The organism is Arthrobacter sp. YAF34, assembly GCF_052113245.1.
In the GTDB taxonomy this organism is placed as follows: Bacteria; Actinomycetota; Actinomycetes; order Actinomycetales; family Micrococcaceae; genus Arthrobacter.
In genome coordinates, this window is sequence record NZ_JBFRCV010000010.1 from 147,735 (window position 1) to 165,871 (window position 18,137).

General features: G+C 66.9%; 14 protein-coding genes and 1 tRNA gene. 10 read left to right on the forward strand and 5 right to left on the reverse strand.

Features of this window, described 5'->3' with window-relative positions; translation table 11 throughout:
• Nucleotides 1-2: 2 nt before the first annotated feature.
• Nucleotides 3-1,199, forward strand: a complete 1,197-nt coding sequence (locus AB4Y72_RS13850; RefSeq protein WP_441426735.1) for a cation:proton antiporter — start codon at nucleotides 3-5, stop codon at nucleotides 1,197-1,199.
• Between the two features lie 68 nt (nucleotides 1,200-1,267).
• On the opposite strand, the gene dcd is transcribed toward AB4Y72_RS13850, so the two are convergent.
• Together dcd and AB4Y72_RS13860 are read right to left on the reverse strand one after the other, a co-directional pair.
• Nucleotides 1,268-1,843, reverse strand: a complete 576-nt coding sequence (gene dcd, locus AB4Y72_RS13855; RefSeq protein WP_441426736.1) for a dCTP deaminase — start codon at nucleotides 1,841-1,843, stop codon at nucleotides 1,268-1,270.
• Nucleotides 1,844-1,965: 122 nt separating this feature from the next.
• Complete coding sequence (locus tag AB4Y72_RS13860; RefSeq protein ID WP_441426737.1) at nucleotides 1,966-3,543, reverse strand: sugar transferase; 1,578 nt, start codon at nucleotides 3,541-3,543, stop codon at nucleotides 1,966-1,968.
• Nucleotides 3,544-4,015: 472 nt separating this feature from the next.
• On the opposite strand from AB4Y72_RS13860, the gene AB4Y72_RS13865 reads away from it, so the two are divergent.
• The 3 genes from AB4Y72_RS13865 to AB4Y72_RS13875 all read left to right on the forward strand — a co-directional run bounded on the left by AB4Y72_RS13865 (nucleotide 4,016) and on the right by AB4Y72_RS13875 (nucleotide 5,506).
• Nucleotides 4,016-4,089 (forward strand) — tRNA-Gly (locus AB4Y72_RS13865).
• A gap of 110 nt (nucleotides 4,090-4,199) precedes the next feature.
• Nucleotides 4,200-4,349 (forward strand): hypothetical protein, encoded by a 150-nt coding sequence (locus AB4Y72_RS13870; protein ID WP_018774018.1) that lies wholly within the window; start codon nucleotides 4,200-4,202, stop codon nucleotides 4,347-4,349.
• Nucleotides 4,346-5,506 (forward strand): N(5)-(carboxyethyl)ornithine synthase, encoded by a 1,161-nt coding sequence (locus AB4Y72_RS13875; protein WP_441426738.1) that lies wholly within the window; start codon nucleotides 4,346-4,348, stop codon nucleotides 5,504-5,506. Before AB4Y72_RS13870 ends, AB4Y72_RS13875 begins: the two co-directional genes overlap by 4 nt.
• 101 nt (nucleotides 5,507-5,607) lie before the next feature.
• Here the strand turns inward: AB4Y72_RS13875 and AB4Y72_RS13880 are convergent, their stop codons facing one another.
• Nucleotides 5,608-6,981 carry an MFS transporter gene (locus AB4Y72_RS13880; protein WP_441426739.1) on the reverse strand — a complete coding sequence of 458 codons (1,374 nt, stop codon included), beginning with the start codon at nucleotides 6,979-6,981 and terminating at the stop codon, nucleotides 5,608-5,610.
• Nucleotides 6,982-7,122: 141 nt separating this feature from the next.
• Here AB4Y72_RS13880 and AB4Y72_RS13885 point away from each other — a divergent pair, with 141 nt between their 5' ends.
• Both AB4Y72_RS13885 and AB4Y72_RS13890 read left to right on the forward strand, forming a co-directional pair.
• Nucleotides 7,123-7,977: a LysR substrate-binding domain-containing protein gene (locus AB4Y72_RS13885; protein ID WP_441426740.1), complete on the forward strand. Its 855-nt coding sequence runs from the start codon at nucleotides 7,123-7,125 to the stop codon at nucleotides 7,975-7,977.
• Nucleotides 7,978-8,318: 341 nt separating this feature from the next.
• On the forward strand, nucleotides 8,319-8,663 hold the full coding sequence (locus AB4Y72_RS13890; RefSeq protein ID WP_441426741.1) for a hypothetical protein: 345 nt from the start codon (nucleotides 8,319-8,321) through the stop codon (nucleotides 8,661-8,663).
• A 128-nt stretch (nucleotides 8,664-8,791) separates the two neighbouring features.
• Here the strand turns inward: AB4Y72_RS13890 and AB4Y72_RS13895 are convergent, their stop codons facing one another.
• Together AB4Y72_RS13895 and AB4Y72_RS13900 are read right to left on the reverse strand one after the other, a co-directional pair.
• The gene (locus tag AB4Y72_RS13895) at nucleotides 8,792-12,334 is read right to left on the reverse strand and encodes a bifunctional proline dehydrogenase/L-glutamate gamma-semialdehyde dehydrogenase (protein ID WP_441426742.1); all 3,543 of its coding nucleotides are present in this window, start codon (nucleotides 12,332-12,334) and stop codon (nucleotides 8,792-8,794) included.
• A 409-nt stretch (nucleotides 12,335-12,743) separates the two neighbouring features.
• Nucleotides 12,744-14,207, reverse strand: coding sequence for an amino acid permease (locus AB4Y72_RS13900; RefSeq protein WP_441426743.1), 1,464 nt, complete (start codon nucleotides 14,205-14,207; stop codon nucleotides 12,744-12,746).
• A 141-nt stretch (nucleotides 14,208-14,348) separates the two neighbouring features.
• Between AB4Y72_RS13900 and AB4Y72_RS13905 the strand changes: the two genes are divergently transcribed.
• From AB4Y72_RS13905 to AB4Y72_RS13920, 4 genes are all read left to right on the forward strand, one after another.
• On the forward strand, nucleotides 14,349-15,299 hold the full coding sequence (locus AB4Y72_RS13905) for a LysR family transcriptional regulator (protein WP_441426744.1): 951 nt from the start codon (nucleotides 14,349-14,351) through the stop codon (nucleotides 15,297-15,299).
• A 111-nt stretch (nucleotides 15,300-15,410) separates the two neighbouring features.
• Entirely contained in the window at nucleotides 15,411-15,839 is a 429-nt protein-coding gene (gene panD / locus AB4Y72_RS13910) for an aspartate 1-decarboxylase (RefSeq protein WP_175460584.1), read from the forward strand.
• 162 nt (nucleotides 15,840-16,001) lie between these two features.
• Nucleotides 16,002-16,928, forward strand: a complete 927-nt coding sequence (locus AB4Y72_RS13915) for an AEC family transporter (protein ID WP_441426745.1) — start codon at nucleotides 16,002-16,004, stop codon at nucleotides 16,926-16,928.
• Nucleotides 16,929-16,995: 67 nt separating this feature from the next.
• Nucleotides 16,996-18,126: an FAD-dependent oxidoreductase gene (locus AB4Y72_RS13920; protein ID WP_441426746.1), complete on the forward strand. Its 1,131-nt coding sequence runs from the start codon at nucleotides 16,996-16,998 to the stop codon at nucleotides 18,124-18,126.
• Nucleotides 18,127-18,137: the final 11 nt, after the last annotated feature.

The following is an 18,137-nucleotide window of genomic DNA, read 5'->3' on the forward strand; positions in this document are numbered from 1 at the left end:
GCATGGATCCGCTCGCCCTGACCCTGATCGAGCTGGGGGCCGTCGTCTTCTGCCTCGGCCTGCTGGCCAGATTGGCCGGGCGGATCGGGATGTCCCCAATTCCTCTCTACCTCGTGGGCGGCCTGTTCTTCGGGGCCGGCGGCCTCGTCAAACTCGAAGGCATGCACGAGTTCGCACACCTTTCCGGGGAGATCGGCGTCATCCTCCTGCTACTTATGCTTGGTCTGGAATATACGGCGGCCGAGCTAGTCACGGGGCTCCGGCGTTCCTGGCAGGCCGGCGTCCTGGACCTGGTGCTCAATTTCCTGCCCGGTGCGGGCCTCGCGCTGATGCTGGGGTGGGGCGTCGTGGGGGCCATGGTGATGGGCGGAGTCACGTATATTTCGTCGTCCGGCATCGCGGCGAAAGTGATTACCGATCTCGGCCGGATCGGCAACCGGGAAACCCCGGTGGTCCTGTCCATCCTGGTCTTCGAGGACCTCGCCATGGCCATCTACCTGCCGGTCCTGACCGCCACGCTGGCCGGGGTCAGCTTCGTGCTGGGCCTGCAGACCGTGGGCATTTCCCTGGCCGTCGTCAGCCTGGTCCTGGTGGTGGCGCTGCGGCACGGCCACCACGTGTCCAAGGCCGTGCACAGCGAAAACTCCGAGGTCTTCCTGCTCAATCTGCTCGGCGCGGCCCTTCTTGTCGCCGGGCTCGCGGCCGCCATGCAGGTTTCCGCGGCCGTGGGCGCGTTCATGCTCGGCATCGCAATTTCCGGGGCCACGGCCCACAGCGCCACCCGCATCCTCGAGCCGCTCCGGGACCTTTTCGCCGCGATCTTCTTTGTTGTGTTTGGCCTCAATACCGACCCCCGGTCCATCCCGCCGGTCCTGGGCTGGGCGCTGTTGCTGGCCCTGGTGACCGCAGCCACCAAACTGGTCACCGGATTTTGGGCGGCCAAACGGGCCGGGATCGGGATTCCCGGCCGTTTCCGCGCGGGGGCCGCGTTGATTGCCCGCGGCGAGTTTTCCATCGTCATCGCCGGCCTGGCCGTTGCCTCCGGCGTGGTGCCGCAGGAACTGGCGGCCCTCGCCACCGCCTATGTACTGATCATGGCGATCGTGGGGCCGCTGGCCGCGCGTTTCGTGGAACCGCTCGTGCGGCTCTTCCGGCGTCCGGTCAGGCGGCCGGCCTTCCGGACCTCCGGTCCGGCATAGGGCCGCCTGGAACGGCGCCGGCTTCCAAGCGCCGCGCCGGCGCGCGACGGCCCGGCCGAACCGTCGCCCTAGATCTCGGTGCGGTGGAAATTCAGGTGGCTGCGGCTGGCGGTGGGGCCGCGCTGGCCCTGATAGCGGTTGCCGTACTCCCCGGACCCGTAGGGGTGCTCCGCGGCTGAGGAAAGCCGGAAGAAACACAGCTGGCCGATCTTCATGCCCGGCCACAGCTTGATAGGCAGCGTGGCCATGTTGGACAGCTCCAGCGTGACGTGGCCGGAGAACCCCGGATCGATGAAGCCCGCCGTCGAGTGCGTCAGTAGGCCGAGCCGGCCGAGCGAGGACTTGCCCTCGAGTCGCGCCGCAATGTCATCGGGCAGCGTCACGGTCTCGTACGTGGAGCCGAGGACGAACTCGCCCGGGTGCAGAATGAACGGTTCGCCGGACTCAACCTCCACGAGCCGGGTCAGTTCGGGCTGGTCCTCGGCCGGGTCGATGTGGGCGTATTTATGGTTGTCGAACAGTCGGAAGAACTTATCGATCCTGACGTCCACCGAGGACGGCTGGATCATGGCGGAGTCGAACGGTTCAAGGACAATCCGCTGGGAGTCGAGTTCGGTTCGAATGTCGCGGTCAGAGATCAGCACAGGTTCAAAAATACCGCACTCCCTGCCGGGCGGGCCGCACAGCTTCGCATTGCCGTCACGGAACCGGGTTCGGCACGCCGACGGCCGACTTTGTAGAGGGCATCTCCTTCAGCACGCGTCGTTCAGTACGCGCCGACCGGGGTGCGCATGGCCCTGAATGTCCTCCACATGATGAGGAGGTCGCCGGTGAGCGACCAGTTCTCCACGTAGTAGAGGTCCAGCCGGATGCTCTCGTCCCAGGGGAGGCTGGAACGGCCATTGATCTGCCACAATCCCGTTATTCCAGGCTTAATGAGCAGCCGGCGATTGGTGAACTTCTCGTAACCTTCGACTTCCGTGGGCAGCGGCGGGCGCGGTCCGACCAGGCTCATTTCGCCGGTCAGGACATTCCAGAATTGCGGGAGCTCGTCCAGGGAGTACTTACGCATCCAGCGTCCGCACCGGGTGACACGCGGATCATTCCGGATTTTGAAAAGCAGACCCGAACCTTCATTGAGATCACGCAGGGCGTCCAGATCAGTTTCGGCAGTCTGAACCATCGACCTGAACTTCAGCATGTGAAAGGGGATGCCATTTCTGCCCGCCCGGAGCTGGCGGAAGATGATGGGACCCTCGCTGTCCCGTTTCACGATGATGGCGAGAACCAGCAGGAGCGGAGCCAACACCAACAGCGCGAGACTGGCGGCGGCGATATCCACCGCACGTTTCAGAACATGCTTGCCGCCTGCGTACTGCGGAAGCTCAACGTGTACGAGCGGCAATCCATCGACCGGACGCCAGTGAATTCGCGGACCGGCAACGTTAGTGAGTCCCGAGGCCAGGACGAGTTCCGTCGCTGTCTCTTCAAGCTTCCATCCCAGTTCCCGGATGTAGGTGCTGCCGCCGGGGACGGGCCCCGCGACGATGACGGCATCGGCGCCGGCCACTTCGACCATCCGCGAGACGTCGGCCAGGGTGGACAGCACCGGGATGCGGTACCACGGAGGCCTGAGTTCCATGGATTTCTCTAACGTCGGAAGCGCAACACCGGATACCTGGTAGCCGGCTGCCGGGTTCCTGTGGATCTGGTTGATGACGTACTCGACGTCGGTGGACTCTCCGATCACAATGACTCGTGAAAGGTAGGTGCCCCGGGTCCGCTGCCGGTTCAGCCACCGGCGCCAAAGCCAGCGATTTCCCGTGAGCAGCAGCAATCCCAGGGGAAGGGCAATGGCGAAGTAGCCTCGCACCACATCAAAGTGGACGAAAACCATCGCCATGGCAAGGGCGCCGAACAGCTTGAGCGTGGCTTGCGCCACTCGCTTGTATTCGGCCGCGCCAACACCGAGGGTCCGGCTGTCGCGGGTACGGTAAATCTCCAGGACAGCGATCCAAGCCACAAGGAGCAGCGTCGAGACCACGAGATATTTTGTTTCAAAGTCAGACTCAGGAGCAGCCATCCCGTCTGAGCCGAACCGGACCAGATAGGCCGAAGCGACTGAAACGGCAATCACCGCAGCGTCCGTGATGCGAAGACGATTGGCGAAGCTCCTCCATCGCACATTGGCGGCGATCCTGGGCGACGCGGGGGTGGTCCGGGACTCGTCGTCCCACACCGAATGCTGGGGCTCCGCTGAAATTCGAGTTCGTTGCGGAACGCGGACCGTACCAGCAGCCAGGAGCGGGGCATGAATTCGCTTGCGCTGCTTGAGCTCACTCATGCCCGCCGCCTCGCAGTCCTGGCACGCTTTGCAGCCCGCTGGGAGGCGGGGGCGATGCGTCAGGAGCGGCACCTGGCCGGCAACGTCCTTCCGTCGATAACCTGGGATTGGGCACCATCAACTTCAGATCAATCATGGCGGGACCTTCTAGCGACGGGGTTGGCTGCGGTCTCCCCCAAGTAAAATAGAAGACTTTAGGGGGCGCACGAGTGGGCCCTACCCCTCTTTGATTTGCTGGCCACTGGCCACCACTTGCTCGAATTACCCGGATCTGAGACGGGGCTACCCGTCTGTCGGCGCGCTTTGCCCCCGAAATCTGCTGGCGGCCGAAGAAAACACCGCCAGCGTCGGACGGGCACGGCGGCAAAAATCCGGGCTGCCCGCGGGTCCAATGTTCAACCTCGCCGCCAGACTGGGGTAATGTAAACCTCGTTGTTCGGGACTATCGACTGGAATTCAGGACAGTCCCACTGCGGCTGTAGCTCAATGGTAGAGCGCTAGCTTCCCAAGCTTGATACGCGGGTTCGATTCCCGTCAGCCGCTCCACTCGTCGGCTCCGCAGCCTGCGCTGCGCCGCCCCGCTCCGGCCTCCTATTAGGTTCCTACCTGTATCGTCAGAAGTCAGGAACCTCTTCGGTTCCGCTACAGGAGCAATCATGGCTGACAAGTCCCCCCGTCAAGCAGCATCCAAGAAATCCGGCAAATCCATCAAGGAAAAGCGCGCTGACAAGAGGGCCGCCTCAGCGCCGGCCAGCTCCCTCGACAAAGTGACCGCCGCCAAGACGGCGAGCCCCAAAAAGAAGTGACCGGATCCGCGAACCGCCTCACCCTCGGCATCCTCGCCAGCACACGAAAACCCGATGAGCGACGCCTCCCCATCCACCCCCTGCACCTGGACCGCATCGCGCCGGAAATCCGGGAGCGGCTGATCCTTGAGGAAGGCTACGGCGAGCGCTTCGGCGTGTCGGACGAGCACCTCGCGTCCCTCGTGGGGCGCATCGCCCCGCGCCGGCAGCTGCTGGCGGACGCCGACGTCGTCCTCCTGCCCAAGCCGCAGCCCGAAGACCTTGCCGAACTCCGCGACGGTCAGGTCCTCTGGGGCTGGCCGCACTGCGTCCAGGACCGGGCCATCACCCAGCTGGCGATCGATAAGAAACTCACGCTCATCGCCTTCGAGGCCATGAACCACTGGGCTAGCGACGGGGGCTTCGGCCTGCATGTCTTCCACAAGAACAACGAGCTCGCCGGCTACTGCTCCGTGCTGCATTCCCTGGCGCTGACCGGATCCACCGGGGACTACGGCCGCCGGCTGAGCGCCGTCGTGATCGGCTTCGGCGCAACGGCCCGCGGCGCGGTAACCGCACTGAACGCCCACGGCGTCCACGACGTGCAGGTGCTGACCAACCGCGGTGTTGCCGCGGTGGGCTCGCCCATCCACTCCGTCCGGATCGCGCAGTTCGACCACGACAGCAACGCGCCGTACCTCAGCGAGGTCATCACCGAGCGCGGGCGCGTGCCGCTGGCACCGTTCCTCGCCGAGAGCGACATCGTGGTCAACTGCACCCTGCAGGACCCCAACGCGCCGCTGACCTACCTGCGCACCGAGGACTTGGCCGCTTTCCGGCCCGGCAGCCTGATCGTGGACGTGTCCTGCGACGAGGGCATGGGGTTCAGCTGGGCGAAAACCACCTCCTTCGCCGAGCCGACGTTCAAGGTCGGGGACCACATCGACTACTACGCGGTGGACCACAGCCCGTCCTACCTCTGGGATTCCTCCAGCTGGGAGATCAGCGAGGCCCTGCTGCCGTTCCTCGGGACCGTGATCACCGGCCCCGAGGCCTGGACCGCGAACGAGACCATCCGCCGTGCGATCGAAATCCGCGACGGCGTCGTCCAGAACCCGGATGTCCTGCAGTTCCAGCACCGGGAGCCGGACTACCCGCACGTGCCGCTGGCCGGATAGCGGCACCGCACGGTTTCAGCACCGTTCCCGGGTTTCCGCGACGAAACAGGACAGCCGCGGCGTGGATCCACGCCGCGGCTGTCCGATATCGGCGCGGAAAGCTAGGACGCGGCGGCTGCCTGCCGCCGGCTTTGGCTCGGCACGATCCGCAGCAGCCGGCGGCGGTCCTTCAGATCCACCTTCAGCATGAGCTGCCCGCGCCGCGCCAGGACGACGGCGACGGTCGCGGCGGCCAGCAGTGGCACGCCGCCGGAAACAAGGACAGCGGTGTGCGGGTCCGCGTGCTCGGCCAGCCAGCCGATCATCGGCCCGCCAATCGCCTGCCCGCCGATCAGCACCATGATGTACAGGCTCATGACGCGTCCACGGATGGCGAGGTTGGCGCTGACTTGGACCAACTGGTTGGCGGCTGTGAGGAACATCAGGCACCAGAAGCCGGCCAGCACCAGGGCCGCGCCGAACCAGGCCATGGACGTCGCCAGCGACGCCAGGCACAGCATGAGCCCGTACATCCCGGCGCCCAGGACCACCGAGCGCAGCCGCAGTTCGCGCCGCCGGGCCGAGGTGATGGCGCCGGCCAGCGCCCCGAGGGCCACGAGGGTGTTGAGCAGGCCGTAGCCGCCGGCACCGGCGTCGTACACATGGTCGGCGAACGCGGCCAGCAGCACCGGCAGGCTCATGGCGAAGACAGCGACGAATCCGGCCATCAGCCAGGGCCAGTAGATCGTCGGCTTGCTTAGGGCGTAATCGAGCCCCTCCCGCAGCATGCCGCGCCGCTTGGCGACCGGGCTGCTGACATGCAGCTGGTCCTTCCGCAGGCTCAGCAGCATGGACACGGTGAAGCAGCAGGCCACCGCGTTGGCGGCAAAAGCCCAGCCGGCACCGACGGCGGTCAGCAACAGCCCGGCGATGGCAGGACCGATCAAGCCCCCAAGCTGGAAGATCGTGGAGTTCACGCTGATCGCGTTGCGCAGGTAGCCGGGGCCGACGAGTTCGTTGACAAACACCTGCCGGGCCGGCTGATCCAGCACGGTCACAAGGCCCAGGATTAGCGCGATCGCATAGACGTGCCCCACCTCGATCCGCTGGCTCAGGGCCAGCACGGCGAGGACCGCGGCCAGGACGGCGGCCACCGACTGGCACAGCATCAGGATCTTCCGCTTCGCGAACCGGTCCGCCATCATGCCGGCCCACGGGCCGAGGAACAGGGACGGCAGGAACTGCAAGGCCACGGTGACGCCGACGGCGGTGACGGAACCGGAGAGCTGGAGCACCAGCCAGTCCTGGGCGATCCGCTGCATCCAGAGCGCAATCACGGCGACGAAGTGCCCGATCGCGAAGATGCGGAAGTTGCGGACCTTCAGCGAAATGAAGGTGTGGCGCCAGGGCAGGCGCTCCTTGACGACGGCGAGTGGTTGGGTGATGGTGTCCGGCAGGGAAGCTGCGGTCGCCTCGAGCGGCGGAGGGGGTGCCACGGGAAAGTCCTCAAAAGAGCGGGTGAGCGGGATGCACTTAACGCTAGGCTGGCCCCAAAAGATTATGGAAGCCTATTCGACGCATAACTCGCATTACAAAATGCAATGCAGGGGTTTTGCGGCGTCCGATCCGGGAGACCCATGTTCGAACCCGCCCAGCTCCGCTCGTTCCTGGCCGTGGCCGAAACCCTGAGTTTCACCAAGGCCGCGGAACGCCTCGGCCTGGCCCAGCCCACTGTCAGCCAGCACGTCCGCAAGCTGGAATCCGCCGCCAAGCGGGTGCTGGTTGCCCGGGATACCCGGGACGTGCGGCTGACCGACAACGGCGATGCCATGGCCGGGTTCGCCCGGAACATCCTCGCCGCGCACGACGCCGCCGCCCGGTATTTCTCCGGATCCGCCATGCGCGGGCGCCTGCGCTTCGGCACGGCCGATGACCTCGCCATCACCGGGCTGCCCCGGATCCTCCGGGAGTTCCGGCAGATATATCCGCAGATCAATCTCGAGCTGACGGTGGGCCAGAGCGACCAGCTCTACAAGCGCCTCAACGCCGGCCAGCTGGACCTCGTCTTCGTGAAATGGGTGGCCGGGGCCAAAGACGGCACCGTGGTCCAGCAGGACGCCTTCGCCTGGGTGGGCCTGGAACAGACCGTGCTGGCTCCGGCGGATCCCGTCCCGCTGATCGCCTACCCCTCCCCCAGCCTGAGCCGGAAGCTCGCGATCGACGCCCTCGAGGCCACGGGCCGGACCTGGCGGATCACCTGCACCACACGGCAGATCAGCGGCGTACTGGCCGCCGTCAGGGCCGGGATCGGGGTCGCCGTCATGCCGTCCTCGCTGGTGCCGGAGGACCTGAAGATCATCACCCGCCGCTTCGATCTGCCGCCTGTGGGCGACGTCGATTTCACCCTCATCCGCAATCCGTTGGCCAACACCGAGGTGATCGATGCCCTCACCCAGGCAATCGTCGGCCGGACCCTGAAACGTCCGGCCTGAGGCGGGCGGGAGGCTCATCAGGGCCGGAGCCCTCGCGGCGGCACGCGCTTCGGCCCCCGGTAATTCCCCGGTACTTACGCGAACTATTGCCGAGGAGTACTTACTTGACCATTGAACGATGCAGGTACTTCATCTATCCTGACACTACTCAAGATCAACTGTTCGAGGTCAAGCAGAGGCCCACGACAACGCTTCGAAAAAACGAACGCTGTCGGTCGCTGATGCCTTATGGCTGGCGCCGAGGCGTTCGAGATAGGCCGACAATGATGCCAGCCATAAACCACTCACGTTTGTCCGCACCGGCCGCGCCACACGCATCAAAGGCCGCGCGACCGGTCACAATGCCCGCCCGCCCCGGAGCCACCGGACTGGCGCAACCCCCCGCGGCAATGCACCACCCGGGCAGTACGCTGCAGCACGCCGGAGCCGCTCAGCATGCCAGCCAGGACCGCCGCGGAATCCGCCCGACCACCCTGGCGGAGTCCGAATATGTAGCCAGTCCATACTGCGAACGCTGCGGCACCGACGAGTTCATCTACCTTGAGACCTTCGTCCCGGCCACGCACCGCAGGGACGGCTCCGTCAGCAAGCTCGGCGAGGTCACCTACTTTTGCTCCGGTTGCGACGACTTCTCTGCCCATGCGGTCCCGGCCTCATGGGTTCCGCCCGGATGGTACTTCGGCTAGGACGCACGCGCTAGCCGCCGGCGCGGCTTACCGCCGTTAACGCCGACGCCGCCGCGCTGCACCTGACGGTGCACCACGGCGGCGCTGGCGATTTAGCACGCCCGGGCTAGAGTTCTAGCATCCCCGGGCTAGATCACGGCGTCCGAGATGTGGTTCGGCGTGCCGAAGCGGTGCGCCGTGATGCTGATGGCCTGCTCGTGCAGGAACGGCAGCAGTTCCACGCGTCCGGCCTCGGTGACCGGGTGGAAGTAGACCGCCACGTCCGGCCGGCCGCCCGTGGCCTCGGCCAGCGCCTTGGCGTCCCCGCCGATCAGCCGGATCCGGGCGCCGGAAAGCTTGCCCGCCGCCGCGAGCGTGCCGGCGGCGGCCAGCCAGTCGGCGTCGTTCTCAACGGTGGCGGCAATGCCGAGCCCGGACAGCACCGCGCGCAACTGGGCGGGCAGTTCGACGGCGGTGGAGACCGTCAGGGCCGACCCGGCGAGGACACCGGCGGCGACGGTCCGGACCAAGCCGCCCAACGTCCCGCCTTCGGCGAGGCGGACCGTGACGGGCAGCGCACGGTAGCGGAAGACGTTGCGCTCGGCGCTCAGGCCGGAGACGTCTTTCGCGGTGCCGAACTCTTCGGCCCAGGCGCGGGCGTCGGAGGCCAGCGCGCGCTGCAGGGGTGCGAGTTCATCAGCGGTCAGGAAGCCCTTGGCCGCGTCCTCGATCCGGCGGACACCCGAGTGGGCGGGAGCTGCACCCGGCGCTTCGGCGGCGGTGCTGGGCTTGCTGACCCATTCGCCGAGGCCGACGAGGTAGTTCGGGCCGCCGGCTTTGGTGCCGGCGCCGACGGCGGATTTCTTCCAGCCGCCGAACGGCTGGCGCTGGACGATCGCGCCGGTGATGCCGCGGTTGACGTAGAGGTTGCCGGCCTGGATGGTGTCCAGCCAGGTCCCCAGTTCCTCGCTGTTGAGCGAGTGCAGGCCAGCGGTGAGGCCGTAGTCGATCTGGTTCTGGATCGCGATGGCCTCTTCCAGCGTTTCCGCGGTCATGACGCCGAGGACCGGTCCGAAGAACTCGGTGAGGTGGAAGTAGGATCCGCGGCGGACGCCGGAGCGCACGCCCGGGCTCCAGAGCTTGCCGGTTTCATCCAGTTTCCGCGGTTCCACGGCCCAGGTCTCGCCCGCGCCGAGGGTGGTGAGGGCGTTGAGGAGCTTGCCGTTGGCGGGCTCGATGATCGGGCCCATCTGGCTCGTCGGGTCCTCCGGGTAGCCGACCTTCAGCGAGGTGACGGCGTCGATCAGCTGGTTGTGGAAGCGCTTGGACTTGGCCACCGAGCCCACGAGGATCACCAGCGACGCGGCGGAGCACTTCTGGCCGGCGTGGCCGAACGCGGAGTACGCCACGTCCTTGGCCGCGAGGTCCAGATCCGCGCTGGGGGTGACGATGATGGCGTTCTTGCCGCTGGTTTCGGCCAGAAGCGGCAGGTCCTGGCGGAAGGAACGGAACAGCTCGGCGGTCTCGTAGCCGCCGGTCAGGATGACGCGGTCCACGGCCGGGTGGGAGATCAGCTGCGCACCGAGTTCGCGCTCGCCCAGCTGGACCATGGTGAGGACGTCGCGCGGGACGCCGGCCTCCCAGAGGGCCTCGATCATGACGGCACCGCTGCGGCGGGCCTGCTTGGCGGGCTTGATCACGACGGCGGAGCCGGCCGCGAGGGCGGCCAGGGTGGAGCCGGCCGGGATGGCGACCGGGAAGTTCCACGGCGGCGTCACCACGGTGAGCTTGGACGGGACGAAGGTGGCGCCGTCGACGTCGTCGAGCTTGCGGGCCGATTCGGCGTAGTAGTGCGCAAAGTCGACGGCCTCACTGACCTCCGGATCACCCTGGTCGATGGTCTTGCCGGTCTCGCTGGCCATGACCTCGAGGAGGTCGGCGCGGCGGGCCTCGAGGACGTCGCCGGCGCGGTGCAGGATCTCGGCGCGCTCGGCACCGGAGAGTGCACCCCAGGCCCTGCCCCTCTCGACGGCGGTCTCGATGACCGAATTCAGGGTCGCCGCATCGTTGATCGTGGCGGCCTCGACGGCGGCGTCGCCCAGCGTGGAGGTTCCCACGCGGCCCAGGATGGCGCGGCCCCAGTCGCGGTTCGCGGGCAGCGAAGGATCGGTGTCCGGGGTGTTCTCGAACGAATCGTGCGGCAGCGGCGCGGCCGGGAGGGCACGGTTCTGCCGGCGGTTCGGCGGCGGGACCTCGTCGTCGAGCTTGGCGAGCGAGGCTAGGAAGCGCTGCTTCTCACGCTCGAAGAGGGATTCGTTCTCGCTGAGTTCGAAGACGGCGGACATGAAGTTGTCCTGGCTGGCGCCCTCTTCGAGGCGGCGGATCAGGTAGGCGATCGCGACGTCGAACTCGGCGGGGTGGACCACCGGGGTGTAGAGCAGGAGGGAGCCGACGTCTTTCTTGACGGCTTCGGCCTGGCCCTGGGCCATGCCGAGCAGCATCTCGAATTCGATGCTCTGCTCTGCGGTATCCGCGATGCCGCGCTGCTTGGCCAGCAGCCAGGCGAACGCGATGTCGAAGAGGTTGTGGCCGGCGACGCCGATCCGGATGTTGCGGATCCGGTCCGGGTGCAGCGAGTAGTTGATGACGCGCTTGTAATTGGTGTCCGAGTCCTGCTTGGTGTTCCAGGTGGCGAGCGGCCAGTCGTGCAGGGAGGCCTCCACCTGTTCCATCGGCAGGTTGGCGCCCTTGACCACGCGGACCTTGATCGCGGCGCCGCCGTCAGCGCGGCGGGCGGCGGCCCAGTCCTGCAGGCGGATCATGGCGGCAAGGGCGTCCGGCAGGTAGGCCTGGAGCACGATGCCGGCCTCGAGGTTCTTGAACTCGGGCTTGTCCAGGATCCGGGTGAAGACCGCGATGGTCATGTCCAGGTCCTTGTATTCCTCCATGTCCAGGTTGATGAACTTGGCCTTGGGGAACGACGCGGCACGGGTGAACAGCGGGGTGAGCTTCTCCACGACGTGCTCCACGGCCTCGTCGAAAGCCCATGCGGAGTGCGGCGCCACCGTCGAGGAGACCTTGATGGAGACGTAGTCCACGTCCGGACGGGACAGCAGGGTGTGCGTGCCCTCGAGCCGGCGGGAGGCCTCGTGCTCGCCGAGGACGGCCTCGCCGAGCAGGTTGACGTTGAGCTTGATGCCGTCCTTGCGGATTTTGGCGATGGCCGGGCCCAGCTTGGCGTCGGTGGCGTCGACAATGAGGTGGCCGACCATTTCACGCAGCACGCGGCGGGCGACCGGGATGACCACCTGCGGCAGGACAGGCGCCATGGTTCCGCCGAGGCGGACCGCGCTGCGCATGTACCAGGGCAGGAACGCCGGGACTTTGGGGGCCAGGGCGGCGAGGTTGCGGGCCGCGACCTGCAAGTCCTCGGGACGGACGACGCCGTCGACGAACCCGACCGTGAAGTCCAGGCCGTTGGGGTCCTTCAGGACCCCGGCGAGCTGCTCGGCCGAGGCGTCGACGGGCACCTTGGCGGCTTCGGTGAGCCAGTGGCGCACCAGCGCGATGGTGTCCTCGGCCAGGGCCGCGGCCTCAAGGACCGTCGACCCTTCCGAGACGGCGGCGTGCGTGGCTTCGTTGCCTGCGGCGTTGCCGGTGGTTGCGCCGGATTCCGTGAAGATGTTGGTCATGGATGGAACTCGTTCTTTCTCAAAATGTGGACCTCTTACGAATCAGTATGCAACCGGATTTTCATAAGATAAAGCGATGTTTTCTGAGCAATACCAGTCAGTAAAACCAATGCTTCACGATCCCGACCGAACGTTCGAAAACCACCTCCGACCCTCCCGCACTTCCGGCACCTTTTCAGGCGCCCCTCCCGCACTTCCGGCACCTTTTCAGGCGCCCCTCCCGCACTTCCGGCAGCCTTTCAGACAACTCTCCCGCACGTCGGGCAGCCTTTCAGACAACTCTCCCTCCCATGACGTGAGAGAGAGTTCGTCAATATTGGCCCGGACCTGCGGGAGCGTCCGGTTGATTGCCGCCGGACCTGCGGGAGCGACCGATTGATTGCCGCCGGAACTGAGGGAGCGTCGGGGGTTAGGTCAGGGGGCGGTGCATCTCCACGATCTCTTCGTGCCGCGGGCTGTCCGGGTTCATCAGCGAGTTCTTGCGGCCGTAGGTGAAGTAGATGATCAGGCCGACCACGAGCCAGACGCCGAACCGCAGCCAGGTCTCCCAGTGCAGCTGGAACATCAGGAACAGCGAGGCGAACACGCCGAACGCGGGAACGAGGGGCATCAGCGGCAGCCGGAAGGTCCGCGGGGCCTCAGGCTTCCTGTAGCGGAACACGATCACCGATGTGCAGACGACGACGAACGCGGCCAGGATGCCGATGTTGGTCAGGTCCGCCACGGCCTTGATCGGGAGGACGCCGGCCAGGATGGCGGAGGCGACGCCGGCGATCCAGGTCACGCGCTGCGGCGTGCCGTTCCGGTCAGTCTTGGAGAACCAGCCCGGCAGCAGGCCGTCGCGGCTCATCGAGAACCAGACGCGGGTGACGCCGAGGAGGAAGGTCAGCATCACCGTGAGGATGGACAGGACCGCGAACACGGAGATGATCGTCGCGATCACGGGGAGCCCCACGCTGTTGAACGCGGACGCGAAGCCGGCCTTGGGGTCAATCTCGGTGTAGTGCTGCATGCCGGTGAGCACCAGGGTGGCGGCCACGTAGAGCAGCATGGCGATGATCAGCGAGTAGATGATCGCCTTCGGCATGTTCTTCTTGCCGTCTTTCGCCTCCTCCGCCGCGGTACTCATGGCGTCGTAGCCAAACACGGCAAAGAACACCGTGGCGGAGCCGGCCACCACGGGACCGAAGCCGCTGGGCATGAAGGGGTCGTAGTTCTTGGTGTTGATGTAGAAGATGCCCAGGCCGATGATGAACAGGATCAGGACCACCTTGATGGCGACAGCGATCAGTTCGAAGCGGCCAAAGGTTTTCGTGCCGCGGGAGAGGATCCAGGTCACCAGCAGGCAGACGAGGATGGCGGGCACGTTGATGATGCCGCCCGTGCCCTCATCCGGCGTCGCGGTCATCCACGCGGGCATATGGATGCCGATGCCGGCGAGGAAGGCATCGAAGTAGCCCGAGATACCGATGGCCACCACGGCCACGATGGCGATGTATTCCAGCAGCAGGTCCCAGCCGATGAACCAGCCGATCACCTCGCCGAGGGCAACATAGCCATACGTGTAGGCCGAGCCTGCCCGCGGGATCATGCCGGCAAATTCGGCGTAGGATAGCGCCGCCGCCGCGGAGGCCAGGCCCGCGATCAGGAACGAGACCAGGACGGCCGGCCCGACGCCGGGTTCGCTCGCACTGCCGTGCGCCACCAGGCCCGCCAGCGAGAAGATGCCGACGCCGATAATGCCGCCGACGCCGATGGCCGTCAGCTGCCAGAGCCCCAGGCTCTTGTGCAGTCCGCTGTGTTTGTTTTCTTCTTCGATGTCATCGATGGGCTTGCGCCGCATGATCGACCGCGCCAGATCCGATGTAGCCATCAGGGCCTCCTCTGTAGATGTGATGCCCATCAATCCGCCCTGTGATGGGGGTTACCGAGTGAGAATAGTATGCAAGCCCGATTGCGTTAGATAAAGTGAATTCTCTTAACCAATAACCGTTAGATTCACAAAGGAATAGTGATGCTCGACGTCCGGCGTTTGCGGCTGCTGCGCGAACTGAAGATCCGGGGCACCCTGGCCGAGGTGGCCGAAGCGCTCCAGTACAGCCCGTCGTCGGTCTCGCAGCAACTGGCCCTGCTCGAAAAGGAGGCCGGGGTGGAGCTCCTCCGCAAGACCGGCCGCCGGGTGCAGCTGACCCCGCAGGCCGAAGTCCTCGTGGCGCACACAACGCACCTTCTGGAGACCCTGGAGCAGGCAGAGGCGGACCTGGCCGCCTCTCTGACCACGGTCACGGGCACAGTGCGGATCGCGGTATTCCAGTCCGCCGCCCTGGCGCTCATGCCAGGCACCCTGACCCGGATGTCCGCCAGCTATCCCGAAGTCCGTGTGGAAATGACCCAGCGGGAACCGGAAACGGCCCTCCACGAGACCTGGGCCCGGGACTTCGACCTCGTGATTGCCGAGCAGTACCCCGGGCACGCCGCGCCGCACTATTCCGAGCTTGACCGCGTGGCCCTGACCAGCGACGCCATCCGGCTCGCCGTTCCGCCGTCCGCATCGGAGCGCGCCGCCATCAGAACCCTGGCGGACACCGCGGGGCTGCCCTGGGTGATGGAGCCCCGCGGCGCAGCCAGCCGGCACTGGGCCGAGCAGGCCTGCCGGAGCGCAGGGTTCGAGCCCGACGTCCGCTTTGAAACCGCCGACCTGCAGGCCCAGATCCGGCTGATCGAATCCGGGAATGCGGTGGCCCTGATGCCCGACCTCGTGTGGACCGGCCGCGGCACCAGCGCGCAGCTCCTGGACCTCCCCGGAGATCCGCACCGGACGGTCTTCACCTCGGTGCGGCGGTCCAGTGCCAAGCGGCCGGCGCTCCTGGCGGCCCGGGAAATCCTGGCGGCCACGGCGGCGTCCCTCGTTCCGGCGACGGCGGCCGGCGCGCTTGATCCGGCCCCCGCGGACCGGCCGGTGTGACGGGCGCGCCAGACGGGTCCGCCCCGCTACCCGGCGGCCCGGCAGACCGGCCCGCCCAGTGTGCGGTGGGCCACAGCGCCCGCCGTAGCCCCGCGTTAGACTGATGAAGTTATGAATCGCACAATATTCAAATCCAAGATCCACCGCGCGACGGTCACGCACGCGGACCTTCACTATGTCGGCTCCGTGACCGTGGACCTGGATCTGCTCGAGGCCGCCGACATCCTCCCCGGGGAGCTCGTGGCGATCGTCGACGTCACCAACGGCGCCCGGCTGGAGACCTACACGATTGCCGGCGAGCGCGGTTCCGGCGTGATCGGCATCAACGGCGCCGCCGCCCACCTGATGCACGAGAACGACATCGTCATCCTCATCACCTACGCCCAGATGACCACGGACGAGGCGAAGGCGTATAACCCCAAGGTGGTCCATGTGGATCAGGACAACAAGATTGTCCAGATCGGCAACGACCCCGCGGAGGGAATGACGCCGGGTCTCCTGCGTCCGCCGCACTCGCTGAACAACGCCGCGCTCAACTAGCCCCGGCAGCCCCCGCCTGCCGTGCGGCGGATGTCCTGACGTGCGCGCATGACACGCACCCGCACGCCGTCGGGCGTAATAGGGCAGCCTGTGGAATAAAGCTGATTACTCTGTAACGGTGACCTTTGCCCGCCGCCCTCCCGCCGCACCGCGGAGAGCCGCGTGCTAGGGGTACTGGCCGGCTTTTTCGTCGTCTGGTCCATCATCCTGGTGGGCATGTTCGTGGGCCGGCGCAACATCCTGGGCGAGAACGCCCGCAACGTCCTCAGCGCCCTGACGTTCTTCGTCGCGAGCCCGGCCCTGCTGTTCGAGACACTCAGCAAGGCGAAACTGCACGACGTCTTTGCCGCGCCGCTGCTCGTGACGGCGGTCGGAGCCCTGACGACGGCGGCGTTGTTCTTTGGCATCGTGCGCTTCGTGCTCAAGCGCCCGGTCCCGGAAGCCCTCATCTCATCCATGAGCGCGTCCCTGGCCAACTCGGCCAACCTGGGCATCCCCATCGCCGTCTTCGTGCTCGGCGATGCGAGCTACGTGGCGCCCCTGCTCATCTTCCAGCTGGCCTTCTTCACCCCCCTGTTCCTCATGGCGTTGGACTCGACCACCAGTTCGCACCGCACTACGCCCCTGAGCTTCGTGCTGATGATCCTGCGCAACCCGATGATCGTGGGCTCCGCGCTGGGGCTCGTGGTGGCGGGGACCGGCTTTCAGGTGCCGCCGCTGCTGTTGGAACCCATTCATTTGATCGGCGGGGCCGCCATCCCGGCCATGCTGATCGCGTTCGGCATGAGCCTGAACGGCTCCAAACCGTTGCAGGCAGCCGCCGGACGCCGGGCGGACACCCTGCTGGCGAGCTTCTTCAAGCTCGTCGTCCACCCGCTGCTGGCGTACCTGTTTGCCCGCTTTGCCCTCGGCATGCAGGAACAGGCGCTGTTCGCTGCCGTCGTCACGGCTGCGCTGCCCACCGCCCAAAACGTGTTTGTCGCGGCCAGCCGTTACCGCACGGGCGTCACAGTAGCCAAGGACACCGTCCTGATCACTACGGTGGTGGCTGTGCCGGCCATGATCGGCGTGGCCCTGCTGCTGGCCTGACCCTGCTGACCTGACCCTGCTGACCTGACCCTGCTGGGCGGCCCGGCACCAACCCGGAGGAGGACCCTTGACGACAAGCCTGGACACGGTGGTCATCGGCGGCGGCGCGATGGGTTCCGCCACGGCGTGGGCGCTGGCCCGGCGCGGGCGGGACGTGACCCTGCTGGAGCAGTTCGGGCGCGGCCACCGCAACGGCGCCTCCCACGGCACCACCAGGAACTTCAACCCCGGCTACGCGGATCCGGACTACGTCGCCATGCTGGCCGAGTCCGCGCGGGCGTGGAACCGGCTCGAAGCGGACAGCGGCGAGCTCCTGCTGGCCCGCACCGGCGTCGTGAACCACGGCGCCGACCCGCGGCTGCCCGAGATCCGGAGCGCACTGCTTGCCGCCGGGCTCCGCGCGGAGTTCCTCTCTGTCGAAGAAGCGGCGGAGCGCTGGCGGGGCATCCGGTTCGAGACGCGCGTCCTGCACATGGCGGACGGCGGCCAGTTGAATCCGGACGCCGCGTTGCCGGCGATGCAGCGCCTCGCCGCCGGCCTCGGCGCCGAGATCCGCCATCAGGCCAGGGTCCTGGAGCTGCACGTCCTCGACGACGGCGTCCGGCTGACGGTCGAATCCGGCGGACGGACCGAGGTGCTCTCCGCGCGGCAGGCCGTGGTCACCGCCGGGGGCTGGACCACGAAGCTGCTCGCCAAGGTCGCTCCCCTGCCCCGGCTGACGGTCACCGAGGAACAGCCCGCGCACTTCGACATCATGGACGACGGCGCCCGCTGGCCGGGTTTCAACCACATGCCCGGCCGCGGGGACGCGTACGGCTACTGGCGTTCCCCGGTTTACGGCATGCACACCCCGGGCGAGGGAATCAAGGCCGGATGGCACGGGGCCGGCCCGGTGGTGGACCCGGACCGGCGGACCTTCGCTCCGGAGCCTGGACAGCGGGCAGCCCTGCAGCGCTACGCCCGTGAATGGCTGCCCGGGGTCGACGCCGACTCCCTCACCGATATCAGCTGCACCTACACCACCACCGCGGATGAGAACTTCATCCTGGACCGGATCGGCCCGGTGGTGATCGGCGCCGGCTTCTCCGGGCACGGATTCAAGTTCACGCCGGCCGTGGGCAGAATCCTGGCCGACCTCGCCACCGGCGACGGCGGTGCACCGGCCATCTTCTCCGCATCCCGCCCTGGACTCCGCTGAGTTCCGGAGCA

What these genes read in the sequence shown, in the direction of transcription:
- AB4Y72_RS13905 (WP_441426744.1), top strand. Translation starts at nt 14,349, where the DNA reads ATGCTCGACGTCCGGCGTTTGCGGCTGCTGCGCGAACTGAAGATCCGG.
- AB4Y72_RS13870 (WP_018774018.1), top strand. Translation starts at nt 4,200, where the DNA reads ATGGCTGACAAGTCCCCCCGTCAAGCAGCATCCAAGAAATCCGGCAAA.
- AB4Y72_RS13850 (WP_441426735.1), top strand. Translation starts at nt 3, where the DNA reads ATGGATCCGCTCGCCCTGACCCTGATCGAGCTGGGGGCCGTCGTCTTC.
- panD (WP_175460584.1), top strand. Translation starts at nt 15,411, where the DNA reads ATGAATCGCACAATATTCAAATCCAAGATCCACCGCGCGACGGTCACG.
- AB4Y72_RS13890 (WP_441426741.1), top strand. Translation starts at nt 8,319, where the DNA reads ATGCCCGCCCGCCCCGGAGCCACCGGACTGGCGCAACCCCCCGCGGCA.
- AB4Y72_RS13860 (WP_441426737.1), bottom strand. Translation starts at nt 3,543, where the DNA reads ATGAGTGAGCTCAAGCAGCGCAAGCGAATTCATGCCCCGCTCCTGGCT.
- AB4Y72_RS13900 (WP_441426743.1), bottom strand. Translation starts at nt 14,207, where the DNA reads ATGGCTACATCGGATCTGGCGCGGTCGATCATGCGGCGCAAGCCCATC.
- AB4Y72_RS13885 (WP_441426740.1), top strand. Translation starts at nt 7,123, where the DNA reads ATGTTCGAACCCGCCCAGCTCCGCTCGTTCCTGGCCGTGGCCGAAACC.
- AB4Y72_RS13895 (WP_441426742.1), bottom strand. Translation starts at nt 12,334, where the DNA reads ATGACCAACATCTTCACGGAATCCGGCGCAACCACCGGCAACGCCGCA.